The organism is Streptomyces sp. CB02959 (genome assembly GCF_002803155.1).
Taxonomy (GTDB): Bacteria; Actinomycetota; Actinomycetes; order Streptomycetales; family Streptomycetaceae; genus Streptomyces.
The window spans coordinates 131,150-146,594 of the sequence record NZ_NNBP01000014.1 but is presented as its reverse complement, the minus strand read 5'-3'; the positions used below and the strand labels follow the sequence as shown (position 1 = coordinate 146,594).

Sequence of the window (15,445 nt, the reverse complement as noted above, 5' to 3'; positions counted from 1 at the left end):
AAACGCCCACCGCATCGCCCCGAAGGAAGGTTGATGACGTTGTCAGACACCCGGGATGAGTCCGGCGCACGGCAAGAGCCCGCCGCACGGCGGAAGTCCGACGCACGGGAAGACCTGCGGCTCGCGGTGGTGGGTCTCGGCCTGCGCGGAACGCTCGGCAGGCACGTGGCCGGGCAGGACCTGCCGGCGCGGGTGGTGGCGGTGTGCGACCCGGTCGCGGCCCGCCGGGAACGCAGCCGGGAGTGGTATCCGGAGGCGGCCCGGTACGCCGACCACCGCCGATTGTCCGACGAGGGGCTGGACGGGGTGTTCCTGACGACTCCGGACGACACCCACGAGGAGCTGGCCATCGCCTTCCTGGAAGCCGGCGTCGCGGTGTTCGTCGACAAGCCGCTGGCCATCACCACGGCGGGGTGCGACCGGGTGCTGGACACCGCCCGGCGGACCGGCACCAGGCTCTACGTCGGACACAACATGCGGCACATGCCGGTCGTCCGGACCCTGCTCACACTCGTCGCCGAGGGCGTCATCGGCGAGGTCAAGACGGTCTGGTGCCGTCATTTCGTCGGCCACGGCGGCGACTTCTACTTCAAGGACTGGCACGCGGACCGGCGCAGGACCACCGGTCTGCTGCTGCAGAAGGGCGCGCACGACCTCGACGTGATCCACTGGCTGGCCGGCGGCTACACCGTGCGGACCCAGGCGATGGGCGGGCTGACCGTCTACGGCGACATCACCGCCCGGGGCGGGCAGGGCGGGCGGACGATGACCGAGTGGTTCGATCCGGAGGCCAACTGGCCGCCCACCTCGCTGACCGGCCTGAACGACGTGGTCGACGTCGAGGACCTGTCGATGATGACAATGCGGCTGGACAACGGCGTCTTCGCCACCTACCAGCAGTGCCACTTCACGCCCGACTACTGGCGCAACTACACCGTCATCGGCACCCACGGCCGGCTGGAGAACTTCGGCGACACCGAAGGTGCGGTGGTGAAGGTGTGGAACGGTCGGCGCAGCGGCTACCGGGCGGACGCCGATCTGGTCGTCGACGTGCCCGCGGACGACGGCGGGCACGGCGGGGCCGACCCACGGCTCGTGGCCGAATTCGTGGACTTCGTACGCGACGGCGTTCCCACGCTCACCTCGCCGGTGGCGGCACGGCAGGCGGTGGCCGCCGGCTGCGCCGCCACCGACTCGCTCCGCGCCGACGGCGTCCCCGTCGACGTCCCGGCGCTGTCCCGGGAATTGGCCGACCACTTCGCCACCGCGGCCGGGTGAATCCCCTTGGACCGCCCGCAAAACCCCGACTTCCCGGGAGGCCGACTCCTTCCCCCCGCACGCTCTTCCCACCACCGGGAAAACCCACCACGTACACGCCGGAAACCCCCACTTTCTCGGTATGCAAAACGCCCACATTGCCCAGACCGGTGGAATTCTCCGGCGAAGCGGCAGGTGGCGACTCCCGCGCCCATCCTGGCCACTGGCACGACCTGGACACTGCCGGACCACTGCTTCAGGTAGCAATGTCGTGGGCGACTACGGACTTCCGGCGCGGAAATTCCGTATCGGTCATCACGCGAACGCACACAGAAGGAGTGGTGGAAAACATGGTCAAGGGGAAAAGGATCGCCCTTGTGCTGGGACCGGTGCTGGGGCTGGCCATGGCGGCGGCGCTGCCCCTGTCGGCGCAGGCGGCCGCCCGACCGGACTCGCTGCCGAGCGAGAGCGAGTGGCTCGACGACGTCGCTCCGGTTGCCGCGTCTCTCCAGGACTACCTGGAACAGCGCCTGGCCCATGGCCGGAGCGGCGAAAGGCCCGCGGTGGTCCTGGACATCGACAACACCTCGCTGGCGACGCACTACGACCGGGGCAAGCCGATCGAAGCGATCCTCAAGGCCACGCGGTACGCGCAAGAGCACGGCGCGGCGGTGCTGTTCGCGTCCTATCGCGGGGCCGACAAGCAGGACGCCACCACCGAGGAACTGGAGTCGGCCGGTTACACCGTCGACGGCCTCTGCCTCAAGCCGGACGGTGACAGCCCCGGCAAGGCCCAGGTCAAGCTCGGCTGCCGGAAGAAGTACGAGGCGCAGGGATACACCCTCATAGCCGACGTCGGAAATCGCAGCACCGACTTCGAGGGCGGTCACTACGAAAAGGGATTCAAACTTCCCGACTACGACGGGCAGTTGAGCTGACTTCCGGGGTCCGGGGATTCCGGTATGCGTGTGGGCCCGCCGATATCGGCGGGCCCACACGCATACCGCGAACCGAGCGCTTCGGGACGCGGATCAGCCGATGCCGATGCCGGCGCCTCGCGCGTGGAGCAACGCGGTGCCGGATGGAAAGTGCGGCGGGCCGCCAACGCCGTTCGCGCACCCCGCCGGACCACCGGTCGACCGCCGCCTGCCGTGGCAGTGGTCGACCGCCCTCCCGTGGGCCCCCGAACCCGTCACCCGTCGCGCCCCCACCTCCGCGACCGCACTCCTCCCCCCTCACCCCCGCCCGGAGCCCCTCATGAGCGAAGACGACCGGCCGGCCCATCTCGTCCGACTCGGCCTGTCCGAAACCGAGGCCGCCGCCTACCTGGCCATGCTGGACAGCGGACCCACCACCCTGGCCGCACTGTCCCGACGACTGGGCCGGGAACCCGCCGACACCGAACGCACCCTCACCGGGCTCATCCACCTGGGCCTGGCCACGAGCCACGGGCCCGAGCGCGCCGGCATCGCCCCGATCGAGCCGTCCATCGGCCTGGGCCGCCTCGCCAGCGCCCGTTCCGCGGAGCTGCAACAGGCCCATCTGGTCGCCATGGACGCGTACCGCACCTACCGGCGCCACGTGCACCCGCAGGCCACCGACGACCTCGTCGAAGTGGTCACCGGACCGCAGATCGTGGAGCGCATCCTGCAGGTGGAGGACGCCGCGGCCACCGAGGTACTGCGCTTCGACGCGCCGCCGTGGCACACCGGCGGCACGCCCAACCCGACCGAGATCCGCAACCTGGAGCGCGGCGTGTCCTACCGCATCGTGTACTCCAAGTCCGCGGTGGAGCACAGCGGTTACTACGCCTGCAACATCCGGCCGTGCATCGCGGCGGGCGAGCAGGCCCGGGTGCTGCAGTCCCTGCCGGTCAAACTCGGCATCTTCGACCAGCGGCTGGCCATCGTCTCGATGGCGTTCGGCGACGCCGAGGTGAACGACTCGATGCTGCTGGTCCACCCCTCCAGCCTGCTCCGCGCGCTCACCGGCCTGTTCGAGACCTCCTGGCGGTCCGCCTATCCGCTGCACTTCGGCGGGCGGGTCCCGGCCGCGCTGCGCCCGGTCCAGCGCAGGATCCTGGAACTGCTCGGCAGCGGCGTCACGGACGAAACCATCGCCGAACTCCTCGGCATCAGCCGCCGCACCCTCTCCCGCCAGCTGGAACAGCTCAACCGCGCCGCCGACGCCACCACCCGCTTCCAACTCGCCCTGTACGCGGCGCGAAAAGGGTGGATCTGACGCCCGCCGTCTCATGCGGTGAGCCGTCCCCCAACAGGGAAGGCGGGGTCGGTCTCCGCCCCGTCCGGTGCGGAAACCGGCCCCGCCCTACCCCGCTCCCCGGTACCAGGGGGCGCCCGGGTCGCCTATTCCGTGTCCTCGACGATGCGGACGGCGCCAGAGGGGCAGAGGTGGCCTGCCTCTCGCGCCGTGGCCCGGTCGTCGGCGGCTGGGGCCGACTCCAGCACCGTGACGATCCCGTCGTCATCCTGGTCGAAGACGCCCGGAGCGGTCAGTGCGCACAAACCGGCACCGACGCAGACCGTTCGATCGGCGCTCACCCGCATGGTCATTCCGGTCCCCCTTTCCCGCGTCACCAGGTGACCGGGAGCTCGTTGACGCCCTGGATCGTGGTGCCCGGCCGCAGCTTCAACTGCTCGACCGGGACGGCCAGTCGCAGTGTCGGGACGCGGTCGAAGAGTGCGGTCAGGATGACTTCCAGCTCCAGGCGGGCGAGGTTCTGCCCCAGGCACTGGTGCACGCCGAAGCCGAAGGCGAGGTGGTGGCGCGCGGAGCGGCGGACGTCGAACGTGTCCGGGTCCTCGTACACCGTGCCGTCCCGGTTGGCAATGGAGTTGGTGACGATCACGCCCTCGCCGGCCCGGATGACCTGGCCCTCGATCTCGATGTCGGCCTTGGCGACGCGGCCGCCGGCGATATCGGCGATGGCGAGGTAGCGGAGCAGTTCCTCCACCGCGTCGGGGATGAGGCTGTGGTCGGCGCGCAGGGCCGCGTACTGCTCAGGGTGCTCCAGCAGGGTGATCACGCTGAGGGAGGTCATCGAGGCCGTGGTCTCGTGGCCGGCGATGAGCAGCAGCATCGCGGTGGAGACCAGTTCCTCGCGGTCGATCTCACCGTTGGCCAGCTGGTCGGCGACGAGACTGCCCACGAGTCCCGGACCGGGCTCGGCCTGGAACTGGGTGATGAGGCCGTCCAGGTAGCGTGCGAGGTCATCGCGGGCGTCGGCCGCGCTCTCCGCGTCCGTGGCCTGCACCAGGCGCGTGCTCGCTTCCTGGAAGAAGTCGTGGTCCTCATAGGGCACACCGAGCAGTCGGCAGATCACCATCGACGGCACCGGCAGCGCGAACTGGCTCACCAGATCGGCGGTCGGGCCCGAGGCGAGCATCTCGTCGAGGAAGCCGTGCACGATCTGCTCGACCTCGGGGCGCATGCCCTTGATCCGCTTGACGGTGAACTCGCTGATCGTCATCCGTCGCTTGGGGCCGTGCTCGGGCGGGTCCATTCCGATGAACGCCTGACGGCTCTCCCGGATCGCCTGGATGCGCGGCGAGGTGGCGGGAAAGTCGGCGTCGGCGCGGTTGGAGGACAGCCGCGGGTCGGCGAGCAGCTTGCGCGCGGCCTCGTGCTTGGTCACCACCCACACCTGGCGGCCGTCGTAGAGGGTCACCCGGTGCAGCGGTCCGGGGGTGTCCCGCAGCTTGGCGTAGCCCTCCGGTAACTGGTACGGACAGGTCCGGTCGTTCGGGAAGGCGGGTGCGTCCGTGGTCTGGGGCGTTGTGGCGGTATCGGTCATCGGTCCACTCCGAATCGGAATCTCTCACCGTTAAAGAACGCCATGTTCTCTAATTTGGAGAATAGACTGACCCCATAGAGAACGCAACGGCCTCTACCGGACAACTTCAGGAGTCACGCTGTCCCCCAACGCCGATCCCACCGCCGCCCCCGCCGCCGACCACCGCAAAGGCCCCCGCCGCCGCGGCGCGGAGCTGGAGCACGCCATCCTGATGGCGGCCCTGGAGGAGCTCAGCGAGACCGGCTATGCCGCACTGACCATGGAACGGGTGGCCTCCCGCGCCCGAACCGGCAAGGCCGCGCTCTACCGACGCTGGTCCAACCGCGCCGAACTGGTCGTGGACGCCTGCAGGTTGGCCGGTGTCGCCGAGATCGACCCGCCCGACTCCGGCGTCCTGCGGACGGACGTGATCGACCTGATGCAGCAGATCGCCGCCAAGGTGGCCAGCCCGCTCGGCGGCATCCTGCGCGGTCTGCTGGCCGAGATGACCCGCGACCCCGACTTCGCCACACTGGTCCGGGAGAGCGTCCACACCGTCGGCCCGGCAACCCTCCGCGTCATCCTCGAACGCGCCGTCGAACGCGGCGAGATCGAAGCCTGGATCCTGGAGTCCCGGCGCGCCACGGTCGCCGCCGACCTGCTGCGCAACGAATTCCTGCTCTTCGGGGCCCCCGTCGCCGACGACGCCATCGCGGACATCGTCGACGACGTCTTCCTCCCGCTGATCCTGCACCCGGCACCGAAGCGGGCGGGCGACACCCGCTAGGAGTCGGTCAACACCCCGCCCGCCGGGCCGCCGCCGACGCCGGCATGGGCGCGGTCGACGACGGAAGCCGGTGCTCCGCGGAGGCCATGATGCGCGCGATGAGTTGGCGGTAGGGCCGGCCGGTGCTCTCCCATTGGAGGGGCAGCAGTGCGGAGGTGGGGCTGAGGCCGGGCAGCGGGTTGACGTCCAGGACGTGCGGCTCGCCGGCGTCGTCGCACCGCAGGTCGACGCGCCCGGCGTCCCGGCAGCCGAGCGCGCGCCACGCCCGGACCGCGATGCCGGCGACGCGGCGCGCCACGCCGGTGTCCTGGAGCAGGCGCACGGGGCCCGGCCGGCCGGGCGCGTCGCGCTTGCTCCGGCCGGTCAGGAAGGGTGTCGCCCGCTGGTCGTGGAGCGCTTGCGACACGCCGACGGCCCGGGCGTCGGCGCCCGCGCCGAGGATGCCGACGGTGTACTCCGGGCCCGGCAGATAGCGTTCGACCATCGCCGGCTGGCCGTGGCGCTCCCACAGCCGCGTGCAGGTCAGCCGCAACTGTCGCGCGTCGTCCACGCGGGAGTCGTCGGCGATGCCCTTGCTGGTGCCCTCGGCAACCGGCTTGGCGAACAGGGGGTACGGCAGATCGATCTCGTCGATGTCGTGCGGCTGCCGGACGACGGCGAACGGAGCCGTCGCCACCCCTGCCTGCCGCAGCAGCAGTTGGGTCGTGGGCTTGTGCAGACACAGGGACAGGCACAGCGGGTCCGAGAACGTGAAGGGAATCCGCCACTCCTCCAGCAGTGCGGGGACCTGGGCCTCGCGCCCGTATCCGTGGTGCCCCTCGGCCAGGTTGAAGACGATGTCCCACCGCTCGCCGCGCAGCAGTCGTTCCATCAACGCCGGTAGCGGGCCGATCAGTACACAGCGGTAGCCGAGGTCTTCCAGGACGGCGGCGAGGTGCTGCACCGTCTCCCACTCGTCGAATTCGGCGTCGTGCCCCTCCCGGGGAGGGGCGGTGCCGAAGGGCTCCATGGACTCTCCGCGCAGGTTGTAGGTGAGCCCCACGACCAGCCGGGAATGCGACACCACTGCGCCCTCCGACCTCAGACGGTCCCCGAACACCAGTGTGTGACGGCACCGGCGGTGCGGCACCCGCTGTTCGCCCGTCCGGGACTGCCGTGCGGCACCCCGCTGTCTCCCCGCCGCCCGGCCCCGCCGTTCGAGGGACTACGGGCGCGGCGCGGGCTGCCGACCGGTCGCCTGCCGCTACGAAGGGACCGACCTCGCGCCGGGCGATCCGCCCGTGCGCCGCGCGAGCACAGCGCAGAGCGAAAGGAGCCCGCATGTCCGCACCGACCGCGATCGATCACCATGCGACCACCGGATACAGCCTTCCGCTGGCCTACTGGCTGGCCCAGGCATCCGACCTGGCGTACAAGGACGAGGCCACGATCGAGTCCGAGGCCCGCTCCTGGGGCTTCGACGAGGTGCGTCACCATCAGACGCGGTTCACTCCGCCGTTCCCGCTGGAGGACACCCAGGCGTACACCGCCGCCAGCGACCACATGATCATCACCGCCTTCCGTGGCACGGAACCGGCGCAGATCCGCGACTGGCTTTCGGACGCCGAAACTCCCCCGCGGCCCGGTCCGGCCACGACCGGTTACGTTCACTACGGCTTCGCCGAGGCCCTCCAGTCGGTCTTCCCGGACGTCAAGGACACCCTGGCCGAGTTGCGCACCGGCAACCAGACGGTGTGGTTCACGGGCCACAGCCTGGGCGGCGCGCTCGCCATGCTCGCCGGTGCGCGGATGTACCTGGAGGAGCCGCGGCTCCAGGCGGACGGCGTCTACACCTACGGGCAGCCCCGGACCTGCGACCGCCTCCTGGCGACCGCGTACAACAAGGGCTTCAAGAACCGCATGTACCGCTTCGTCAACAACAACGACATCGTGCCGCAGCTCCCGCCGGAGCCCGTCTTCACCCACGTCGAGGCGTTGAAGTACATCGACGCCGACGGCAGGTTGCACGACTCCGTGGGCCTGCTGGGCAATCTGGCCGACCGGGCCAAGGGGCTGACCGCGGACGCCTTCGCGCCGGCCACGGACGGCGTCCGGGACCACTCGATCAAGCGTTACATCGCGGCCATCGAGCAGAACCTCTCCTGACGGTTCGACAGATCGGACCCGGCCCGGGCCGCGCTGGTGTCGCGGTCCGGGCCGGAGTGGCGCCACGGCCGGCGCCGGTGTCCGTCAGGCGCTGTTGAGACTGGTGTGGTTCCACCAGCCCTGGCGGCCGACGGTGAAGTCGATCACCGGGCTGCTCCCGTTGATCTTGCCCTGGTACCGCTGGCCCTTCTTGAGCCTGCTTTCCTTGATCACGTCCTTGGGGTCCTTGATCGACTCGAAGACGAGGGTCGGGACCTTCGCCAGCGTGCCCGGGTCGATGGTCTGCTGGGGAGTGACGGTGACCACCTCGTCCCAGTTCGGCTGCTTCGCCAGCTGGTGGGCGAGGTGGATCTCCTGGCCCTCGCCGAACATCAGGTAGGTGAGGTAGTCGGGGTATTCCAGGCCCCCGAGCTCACGGAAGTGCCGGACGTCCGTGGGCTTGCAGACCACCTTGGTCACCTCCGTGGTCATCTGCTCGAACTTGCGCTTGGCGCCGCCCTCCGAGACGACGACGCGCTCCAGGTGGACGTTGAACTCCCGGCCTTCCTTGAGCTGCGGCAGTTCGAAGTGGTCCGGACAGTACAGGGAGTAGAAGACCCAGTTGTTCTCGTTCTCCTTGAGGTCGTCCAGGTACATCTTGCGCAGGCTGCCGTCGTCCTTGATCTCGAAGGTGAAGACGGCCTGGTAGTTGTGGCCGGAGGCCGGGTTGTACAGGGCCAGGTGGTAGAAGAAGAGCTTCTCCTTCCCCAGGATGAGGAAGCGGTGGAAGTGCTGGTGGTCGTCGTGCCGGGTGGACTCGGATGCGTTGCTCATGGTGCGTCGGTGCCTTTCTTCGCGTGGTGGGTGCCGTGCCGCCGGGCCCAGAAGGGGCGGTCGGCCCATCGGGATTCCTGGGCGTGGACGGCGCGGTGGCCGTCCCGGTAGGCGGAACGGGCGGTGGCGACCTTCTCCGCATAGCCGGCCAACGCCAGCCGGTCGCCGTGCAGTTGGGCGTCGACCGCCTCGCCCGCGCTCAGCCCCGTGTAGAGGGCGGTCAGGATGCCCTGGGAACTGAGCGGGTCGAAGGCGGCGGCCGCGTCCCCTACGGCCGTCCAGCCGTCCCCGTGCACCCGGTCCAGATGGGCGGTGTGCGCGGGGGCGCGGCGGGGCGGCCGCAGGGCGGTGAGCCCGTGCGGACGGGCCCGGTGGGAGACGTGCCGGGTGGCCAGCAGCCGGTCACGGAACCCCTCGGCGCCGCGGTCGGCGGCGAGGGGCAGGTCGGGGTCGGTGAAGTAGGCGACCAGGCGCTGCCGGGAGGGCAGCAGGGCGGTGTACCACCAGCCGTCCCGGTCGGACTCGACCAGCGAACGACCGTCGGCGGTGCCGTCCGGCGCCGGGTCGAGGAGGAGGTGGCGGGCGGTCAGCCGGTCACCGGTCCGGCGGCGGGCGCCGGCGCGGACCGCCAGCGCCGCGCCCCGTCCGGTGGCGTCGACCAACCAGCGGCAGCGGACGGTGCGTTCACCGTCCCGGTCCGTACGGTGGCGCAGCGGGACCCGCCAGGTGCCGTCCGGCTGCCGGTCGGGGCGCCGGACGGCGGTTCGTTCGGCGACCTCCGCGCCGGCGGTACGGGCGGCGGCCCGCAGCCTGCGGTCGAAGAGCGGGCGGTCGAGGTGCCAGCCGTGGCCGTGCGGGTCGCGGAGGAAGTCCACCTCGTGGAGTGCGGACGAGCCCCAGGCGGACAGGTTGCCGTGGCAGGGCAGGTGGCCGGTGCCCAGGACCTGGCGGTCGACGCCGAGGTCGGCCAGCAGCAGCCGTCCCACCGGGACCAGCGCCTCGCCGACCTTGGGCGGGCCGGTGCCGGCGTCGGCCAGCAACACCCGGCGCCCCGCCCGGACGAGGGTGAGCGCGGCGGCGCAGCCGGCCGGGCCGCCGCCCGCGACCACCACGTCGTAGGCGGGTGCCGGACTCACAGGCTGTCGTGGAGCGGGTCGAGCTTCTCCAGGTAGCCGGCGGCGATCGCCGACTCGTCGTAGCCGGTCAGCTCCTTCACTTCTTCGACCGCCTGTTGGACGAGGGCGGATTCCACGTCCGCGGCCGCGATGGCGCCGCGCCAGGTACCGGCCGCCGCGGCGAGCTGGGGTGCGCCCGCCTCGGGCACCTGGATGTTGATGAGGTTGGCGTGGTCGGGGGCGGGCGGGTAGCCGGGTTCGGATTCGACCTGGATGTACCGGGGGAACTTGCCGTCGCCCACGGTGTATTCGTGTGGTTCGACGATGCCGAACTTGTACCAGTCGCCGATCATCTGCTTGCGCTGCTTGTTGAAGTCGGTGCCCTGGAGGCCGCGCAGCCAGACGGCCCGGTTCTCGAAGGCCTTCTCCCGGGCGGTGTCGTCCGCACCGGACGGCTTGGCGTTGACGATGTCGAAGTCCGCCTTCTTCAGGACCTGGTTGGGCATCTGGGCCGGCCAGAAGGTGGGGAGGTAGGGGCTGTAGCGGGGGCCGAGCCCGGACCGGACCTGGTAGCCGAAGCGGCAGCTGGCCGTGTCGCACTGCCAGGGGGCGGCCATCCAGCGGGTGAGGTCGCCGGGGCCCTGTGCGTACAGCGGGCCGTTCTTGCTGACCAGGTCCTCGAAGGTGAGCACGTCGCCGTAGTCGCGCTCCGGGTTGTCCGCGCCGCGGTGCAGGATGCGGAAGGGCTCCGAGAACATGGTCTTGTGGCGGATCGGCCAGGTGATCTCGCTGCCCGGGTGGAAGGCGTCCGCGGCGCAGTTGTCCAGCGCGGCCCGGTCCAGCAGGTCCGGTTGCTCCCCGACGGGCGCCTGGTCCACGTCCGGGTGGCCGGTGAGGGGCTCGCCGGGGACGAAGTTGCCCTCGGCCCAGGCGGCCAACTGCCGGTCCTGCGTGGGCGACAGGGACAGGTGCTGCCGGACGGAGGTGGCCTTGCCGCTGGTCATGGCGTCGCCGTAGATCCACGGCCAGGGCACGGGCGAGGTGCCGTCACGGTCGTAGTCGCGCATCTGGTGGTAGACCTGGCGGCGCAGGTCGTGACTGGTCTCGCTCGGGTCGTTGAGCCGCTTGCGCAGCGCCGGGTCGACGAAGAAGTGCGGGCCCTTCCAGCCGAACTGGGTGGCGAAGCCATGGTTGACCCACTGCAGCTCGCAGAACCGGCTCAGCAGGGGTTCGATGTGCTTCGGATAGGAGGGCGGTTCCTCCAAGACCAGCGTCTTCTCGGCGACGAACACGTCGAACAGCAGGTCGTAGAGGGTGCGGACGGTCTTCACGCCCGGCGCGTAGTGGGGCGGCCCGACCACGACCCAGGCGGGGCTGGCGGTCCTGGTGGCGCCGTCGATGGTGACCTCGGCCGTGATCGGGCCGTCGGAGACGTTGTCGTACCAGGTGTCGTTGTTGGCGACGCCGGTGATCTCTCCGGGAGGGTCGGTGAAGGAGGCCGACGCGCCGTCGCCGCCGACCACGACCAGCCGGCCGTCGGCCTGGGTGGCGGCCGAGCCCAGGCGCACCGACCGGTCCATGATCCGGCCGTCGAAGACGGCGGTCTCCTGCTGGGTCGCCTTGAGGGTCTGGCGGCCGGCGTCGATGACGAGCTTCTTGCGTGTGTCGCCCGTGATTTTGGCGTTGCGGCGGCCGCGCTGGTCCGGGGCCAGGCCGGCGGCTTCCGGGATGTCGAGCGGCATGTGGAACTGGTACCAGGCGGCCTTCTTGTTGGCCACGTGGACCGACCACTTGATCTCGGTGACGCCGTCTTTGCCGAGCTTCAGTTCCCGGACGACCTGCCCGGCCTTGTTGTAGCCGTAGATCCGGAAGCGGGCGGCCTGCTTGACGACCTTGCCCTCGCGGTCCTTGTACGAGCCCACCGGCAGTGCCGGCTGGTCGGGCGACTCCGGCCCGATGAAGGGTGTCTGCTCGCTGTTGCCGACCCGGGCTATGCCGATGGCCGGGTGAATCTTGACCTGGACGATCTGCTGATCCATTACGGGACCTCATGATGGAGAGTTGTCTGAATGTCCCCCCGGTTACGTAATGGTCGCCATCTCCGAATGTCCCGGCGATTCCACTGCGTCCCAACGGGTGTATTCACTCCGTTGCGCCGCCGCGCCGGACGGGGCCGGACTTCCGGTGCGGCGGCGCCGGGCCGTGAGCGCGGCGGAACCGTCCTCCGCGCGCCGGTCGAACACCTCGGCGCGCGAGGCGGGGAGGGTTACCAGGTCACCGGCAGTTCGTACACGCCGTAGACGGAGCCGTCGTGCTTGAAGGGGATGTCCGCCAGCGGGGCGGCCAGTCGCAGGGTGGGGATGCGGCGGTACAGGGTGCCGTAGACGACCTGGAGCTCGACACGGGCCAGGGACTGGCCCAGGCACTGGTGGACGCCGAAGCCGAAGGCCACATGGTGCCGGGCGTCGCGGTGCAGGTCCAGGCGGTCGGGGTCGGGGAAGGCGTCCGGGTCGCGGTTGGCGATGTCGTTCGGGAACACCAGCCCGTCACCGGCCCGGATGGTCCGGCCGGCGATCTCGATGTCGGCCAGCGCCACCCGACGGCGCCCGCTGTGGGTGATGTGGAGGTACCGCAGCAGCTCCTCGACCGCCTTCGCGACGAGCTTGGGGTCGTCGGATGCGCGCAGTGCGGTGAGTTGTTCGGGGTGTTCCAGCAGCGCGAGGGTGCCGAGCGCGATCATGTTCGCGGTCGTCTCGTGGCCGGCGATCAGCAGGAGGACGCCCATGCGGGCCGCGTCGAGCCGGGTCAGTTCACCCGCCTCGACCCGCTGGGCGAGGCCGGAGAGCAGGTCGTCCGCCGGGCGGGCGAGCTTCTCGCCGATCAGGCCGTCCAGGTAGTCGCTCAGCCGTCCGTGGGCGGTGGTGCGCTGTTCGGGCGTGACGTTGCGGTTGATCAGGATCCGGCTGTTCTCCTGGAAGAAGTCGTGGTCGTCGTAGGGCACGCCGAGCAGTTCGCAGATGACGAGGGAGGGCACCGGCAGGGCGAACGCCTCGACCAGGTCCACCGGTCGTGGACCGGCGAGCAGCGCCTCGATGCGTTCGTCGACGATCTGCTGCACCCTCGGCCGCAGCGCCTCGACGCGTTTCACGGCGAACGGGGCGGTGACCATGCGGCGTTGGCGGGCGTGTTCCGGGTCGTCCATGAGGATGAAGCCGATGGTGTTGCCGCTGACGGGGGCCGCGCTGGGGTAGCCGGGGCGGGTGACGTCGGCGCTGACGCGCGGGTCGATCAGCAGGGCCCGCTGGTCGGCGTAGCGGGTCACCAACCACGGTGTGCTGCCGTCCCAGAGCCGCACCTTGGTGAGTGGTCCCTGTGCCTGGGTTTCCCGCAGCGCCGGCGGCGGGTCGAACGGGCAGCCCGCCGCGCGGGGCATGGGGAACTCGGGTGGGGAGGACGGAAGTTGCCGTTCGGTCGAGCGGGTCGAATCGGAGGTGGTTGCGTCGGACATGGGGGGCCGCCTTTCGCTCGCAGTGGTCCGGGCGCCGTTGGGGGGTACGGGCTGTTCCGGTGGGGCGCGGTCATACCGCGGGCGTCACCGGGGCGAGCCACAGGCCGGTGATCGCGTCGACGAGTCCGTCCGCGTAGGTCTCCCAGTCGGGGTGCACGGTGGGGGTGCCGTCGGCGAGGGACCGTTCGCGCTCGGCGAGCGTGTGCACCATCAAGTGGCGTGCCATTGCGCCGCGTTCGATCCGTACGGGCAGGGGCAGGTCGGGCAGGCACCGGTTGAGCCCGTCGAGGTTCCGCTCGATGGACGGGCCGAACGCCTCGTCGATCATCAGCTCGCGGAGCACCGGGTCGGTCATCAGCTGGGCGGCGAACCGCGCGTACCAGGTGGGGCTGCCCAACTGCGCCAGGTGCTGGGCACCGGGCCGCACCAGGCACGCCACCCAGTCCCGCACGTCGTGGGAGTCGCCGGTGCGGGCCAGCATGCGGCGCCGCAGTGCGTCGACGGGTTCGGCGTGCCGGCGGACGACGGCCCGGATCAGGTCGGTCTTGGTGCCGAAGTGGTAGCCGACGGCGGCGTTGTTGCCCTGGCCGGCGGCCTCGCTGATCTGGCGGTTGGAGACGGCGAACACGCCGTGCTCGGCGAACAGGCGCTCCGCCGCGGCGAGGAGGGTCTCCCGGGTCCCGGCCGAGCGGGCGGCTTTGACGGACATCGTCACCACCGGACCGGAACGTCGTGCAGGCCGCCGACGACCAGTCCTTCGATACGGCGCAACTCTCCTGCGGGTACCGCCAGTTCGAGGGTGGGCAGGCGGCGGATCAGGACGTCGAGCACGACCTGGAGTTCGGTACGGGCGAGTGCCTGGCCCAGGCAGGAGTGCGGTCCGGCACCGAAGGCGAGGTGGGGGTTGGGGCTCCGGTCCAGGCTCATCCCCTCGGCGCCGGCGAACACCTCGTCGTCGCGGTTGGCCGCCGCCATACTGCACACCAGGGTCGTACCGCGGGCCAGGACGGTGCCGGCGACCTCGATGTCCTCCTTGACGTAACGCGGCATGCCGAAGCCGGCGTTGGCGTCGAACCGGAGCGCCTCCTCCACGGCGGTGCGCACCAGCGAGCGGTCGGCGACCAGTTGCTCCCACCGGCGGCGGTCGGCGAGCAGCAGCGCCATCATCTTGCCGATCATGTTGGCGGTGGTCTCGTGGCCGGCGATCAGCAGCGCCTGGCCGGTGGCGGCGAGCTGGTCGTCGGTCAGCCGCCCGCCGTCGGCGTCGGTCGCGGTGATCAGGGAGCTGAGCAGGTCCTCCCCCGGGTCCGTGCGCTTGAGTTCCAGGTGGCCGGCCAGGTAGGCGTGGAAGTCCCGCTGGGCGGTGTCGATCTCGCGCTGTCCGTAGCGGGTGAGGTTGAGCAGCATGTCGGACCATCGGGAGAACCGGTCCCGGTCGGTTTCCGGGACGCCGAGCAGATCACAGATCACCCATACCGGCAGCGGGAAGCCGACGCTCGCCTTGAGGTCGGCCGGGTGGCCGTGCTCGACCATGTCGTCGACCAGTTGCTCGGCCATCGCCTCGATCGCCGGGCGCAGCGCGTTCATCCGCTTGGCGGTGAACCACTTGGTCAGCATCCGGCGCCAGCGCTGCTGACCGGCGCCGTTGAGCGACTCGGCCATCGAGCTGTTGAACACGCCGCCCGAGGCGTCGGCGGAGATGCGGGCAGCACCCTCGGCGTCCAACTGGCGGGTGCAACGGGGGTCGGACAGCACCTGCTTGACGTCGTCGTAGCGGGTCAGCAGCGAGGCCCGGTCACCGCTGGGCAGGGTCACCGGGGCCACCGGGCATCCGGCGCGCAACTCCCGCCAGTCCTCGGGGGCTTCCAGCGCACTCGGTGCCGTCAGCGGATAGGCCCGTACGGGCGCGCCGTTGTCGTAGCTCACACCGTCTCCCTTCGTCGTGGGGTCGGTGAGCAGTCAACGCCGCCCGAATTCCTAAGTCAAGCAACTGACTTACAACTGGTCCGCTCCCTACGCCGGCCCGT

At 70.6% G+C, this 15,445-nt stretch carries 14 protein-coding genes; 5 read left to right on the top strand and 9 right to left on the bottom strand.

Annotated elements, in window-relative coordinates; translation table 11 throughout:
• Positions 1-33 precede the first annotated feature (33 nt).
• The 3 genes from CG747_RS23215 to CG747_RS23205 all read left to right on the top strand — a co-directional run bounded on the left by CG747_RS23215 (position 34) and on the right by CG747_RS23205 (position 3,498).
• On the top strand, positions 34-1,278 hold the full coding sequence (locus CG747_RS23215; protein WP_100603726.1) for a Gfo/Idh/MocA family protein: 1,245 nt from the start codon (positions 34-36) through the stop codon (positions 1,276-1,278).
• A gap of 329 nt (positions 1,279-1,607) precedes the next feature.
• Positions 1,608-2,195, top strand: a complete 588-nt coding sequence (locus tag CG747_RS23210) for an HAD family acid phosphatase (protein WP_100603725.1) — start codon at positions 1,608-1,610, stop codon at positions 2,193-2,195.
• A gap of 319 nt (positions 2,196-2,514) precedes the next feature.
• Positions 2,515-3,498: a helix-turn-helix domain-containing protein gene (locus CG747_RS23205; RefSeq protein ID WP_100603724.1), complete on the top strand. Its 984-nt coding sequence runs from the start codon at positions 2,515-2,517 to the stop codon at positions 3,496-3,498.
• A 125-nt stretch (positions 3,499-3,623) separates the two neighbouring features.
• On the opposite strand, the gene CG747_RS23200 is transcribed toward CG747_RS23205, so the two are convergent.
• Positions 3,624-3,824, bottom strand: coding sequence for a ferredoxin (locus tag CG747_RS23200; protein ID WP_100603805.1), 201 nt, complete (start codon positions 3,822-3,824; stop codon positions 3,624-3,626).
• A gap of 26 nt (positions 3,825-3,850) precedes the next feature.
• Positions 3,851-5,071 carry a cytochrome P450 gene (locus tag CG747_RS23195; protein ID WP_100603723.1) on the bottom strand — a complete coding sequence of 407 codons (1,221 nt, stop codon included), beginning with the start codon at positions 5,069-5,071 and terminating at the stop codon, positions 3,851-3,853.
• Positions 5,072-5,282: 211 nt separating this feature from the next.
• On the opposite strand from CG747_RS23195, the gene CG747_RS23190 reads away from it, so the two are divergent.
• A complete protein-coding gene (locus CG747_RS23190; RefSeq protein ID WP_100603722.1) occupies positions 5,283-5,837 on the top strand; it encodes a TetR/AcrR family transcriptional regulator in 555 nt (184 codons plus the stop codon).
• A 7-nt stretch (positions 5,838-5,844) separates the two neighbouring features.
• On the opposite strand, the gene CG747_RS23185 is transcribed toward CG747_RS23190, so the two are convergent.
• Positions 5,845-6,903, bottom strand: coding sequence for a hypothetical protein (locus CG747_RS23185; RefSeq protein WP_100603721.1), 1,059 nt, complete (start codon positions 6,901-6,903; stop codon positions 5,845-5,847).
• A 254-nt stretch (positions 6,904-7,157) separates the two neighbouring features.
• Here CG747_RS23185 and CG747_RS23180 point away from each other — a divergent pair, with 254 nt between their 5' ends.
• Positions 7,158-7,982: a lipase family protein gene (locus CG747_RS23180; RefSeq protein ID WP_180985673.1), complete on the top strand. Its 825-nt coding sequence runs from the start codon at positions 7,158-7,160 to the stop codon at positions 7,980-7,982.
• An 84-nt stretch (positions 7,983-8,066) separates the two neighbouring features.
• On the opposite strand, the gene CG747_RS23175 is transcribed toward CG747_RS23180, so the two are convergent.
• The 6 genes from CG747_RS23175 to CG747_RS23150 form a co-directional block, all read right to left on the bottom strand.
• Complete coding sequence (locus tag CG747_RS23175) at positions 8,067-8,795, bottom strand: hypothetical protein (protein ID WP_100603720.1); 729 nt, start codon at positions 8,793-8,795, stop codon at positions 8,067-8,069.
• Positions 8,792-9,931 carry an NAD(P)/FAD-dependent oxidoreductase gene (locus CG747_RS23170; protein ID WP_100603719.1) on the bottom strand — a complete coding sequence of 380 codons (1,140 nt, stop codon included), beginning with the start codon at positions 9,929-9,931 and terminating at the stop codon, positions 8,792-8,794. Before CG747_RS23170 ends, CG747_RS23175 begins: the two co-directional genes overlap by 4 nt.
• Positions 9,928-11,949, bottom strand: a complete 2,022-nt coding sequence (locus CG747_RS23165) for a LodA/GoxA family CTQ-dependent oxidase (protein ID WP_100603718.1) — start codon at positions 11,947-11,949, stop codon at positions 9,928-9,930. The genes CG747_RS23170 and CG747_RS23165 overlap by 4 nt, the downstream gene beginning before the upstream one ends.
• Positions 11,950-12,176: 227 nt before the next feature.
• Positions 12,177-13,418, bottom strand: coding sequence for a cytochrome P450 (locus CG747_RS23160; protein ID WP_100603717.1), 1,242 nt, complete (start codon positions 13,416-13,418; stop codon positions 12,177-12,179).
• A 70-nt stretch (positions 13,419-13,488) separates the two neighbouring features.
• Positions 13,489-14,127, bottom strand: coding sequence for a TetR/AcrR family transcriptional regulator (locus CG747_RS23155; RefSeq protein WP_100603803.1), 639 nt, complete (start codon positions 14,125-14,127; stop codon positions 13,489-13,491).
• A 2-nt stretch (positions 14,128-14,129) separates the two neighbouring features.
• Positions 14,130-15,344 (bottom strand): cytochrome P450, encoded by a 1,215-nt coding sequence (locus tag CG747_RS23150; protein WP_100603716.1) that lies wholly within the window; start codon positions 15,342-15,344, stop codon positions 14,130-14,132.
• Positions 15,345-15,445: the final 101 nt, after the last annotated feature.

Excerpts from the sequence above, each read along its gene's own strand:
- CG747_RS23165 (WP_100603718.1), bottom strand. The coding sequence starts at position 11,949 with ATGGATCAGCAGATCGTCCAGGTCAAGATTCACCCGGCCATCGGCATA.
- CG747_RS23195 (WP_100603723.1), bottom strand. The coding sequence starts at position 5,071 with ATGACCGATACCGCCACAACGCCCCAGACCACGGACGCACCCGCCTTC.
- CG747_RS23190 (WP_100603722.1), top strand. The coding sequence starts at position 5,283 with ATGGCGGCCCTGGAGGAGCTCAGCGAGACCGGCTATGCCGCACTGACC.
- CG747_RS23180 (WP_180985673.1), top strand. The coding sequence starts at position 7,158 with ATGTCCGCACCGACCGCGATCGATCACCATGCGACCACCGGATACAGC.
- CG747_RS23210 (WP_100603725.1), top strand. The coding sequence starts at position 1,608 with ATGGTCAAGGGGAAAAGGATCGCCCTTGTGCTGGGACCGGTGCTGGGG.
- CG747_RS23205 (WP_100603724.1), top strand. The coding sequence starts at position 2,515 with ATGAGCGAAGACGACCGGCCGGCCCATCTCGTCCGACTCGGCCTGTCC.
- CG747_RS23160 (WP_100603717.1), bottom strand. The coding sequence starts at position 13,418 with ATGTCCGACGCAACCACCTCCGATTCGACCCGCTCGACCGAACGGCAA.
- CG747_RS23155 (WP_100603803.1), bottom strand. The coding sequence starts at position 14,127 with ATGTCCGTCAAAGCCGCCCGCTCGGCCGGGACCCGGGAGACCCTCCTC.
- CG747_RS23175 (WP_100603720.1), bottom strand. The coding sequence starts at position 8,795 with ATGAGCAACGCATCCGAGTCCACCCGGCACGACGACCACCAGCACTTC.
- CG747_RS23215 (WP_100603726.1), top strand. The coding sequence starts at position 34 with ATGACGTTGTCAGACACCCGGGATGAGTCCGGCGCACGGCAAGAGCCC.
- CG747_RS23200 (WP_100603805.1), bottom strand. The coding sequence starts at position 3,824 with ATGCGGGTGAGCGCCGATCGAACGGTCTGCGTCGGTGCCGGTTTGTGC.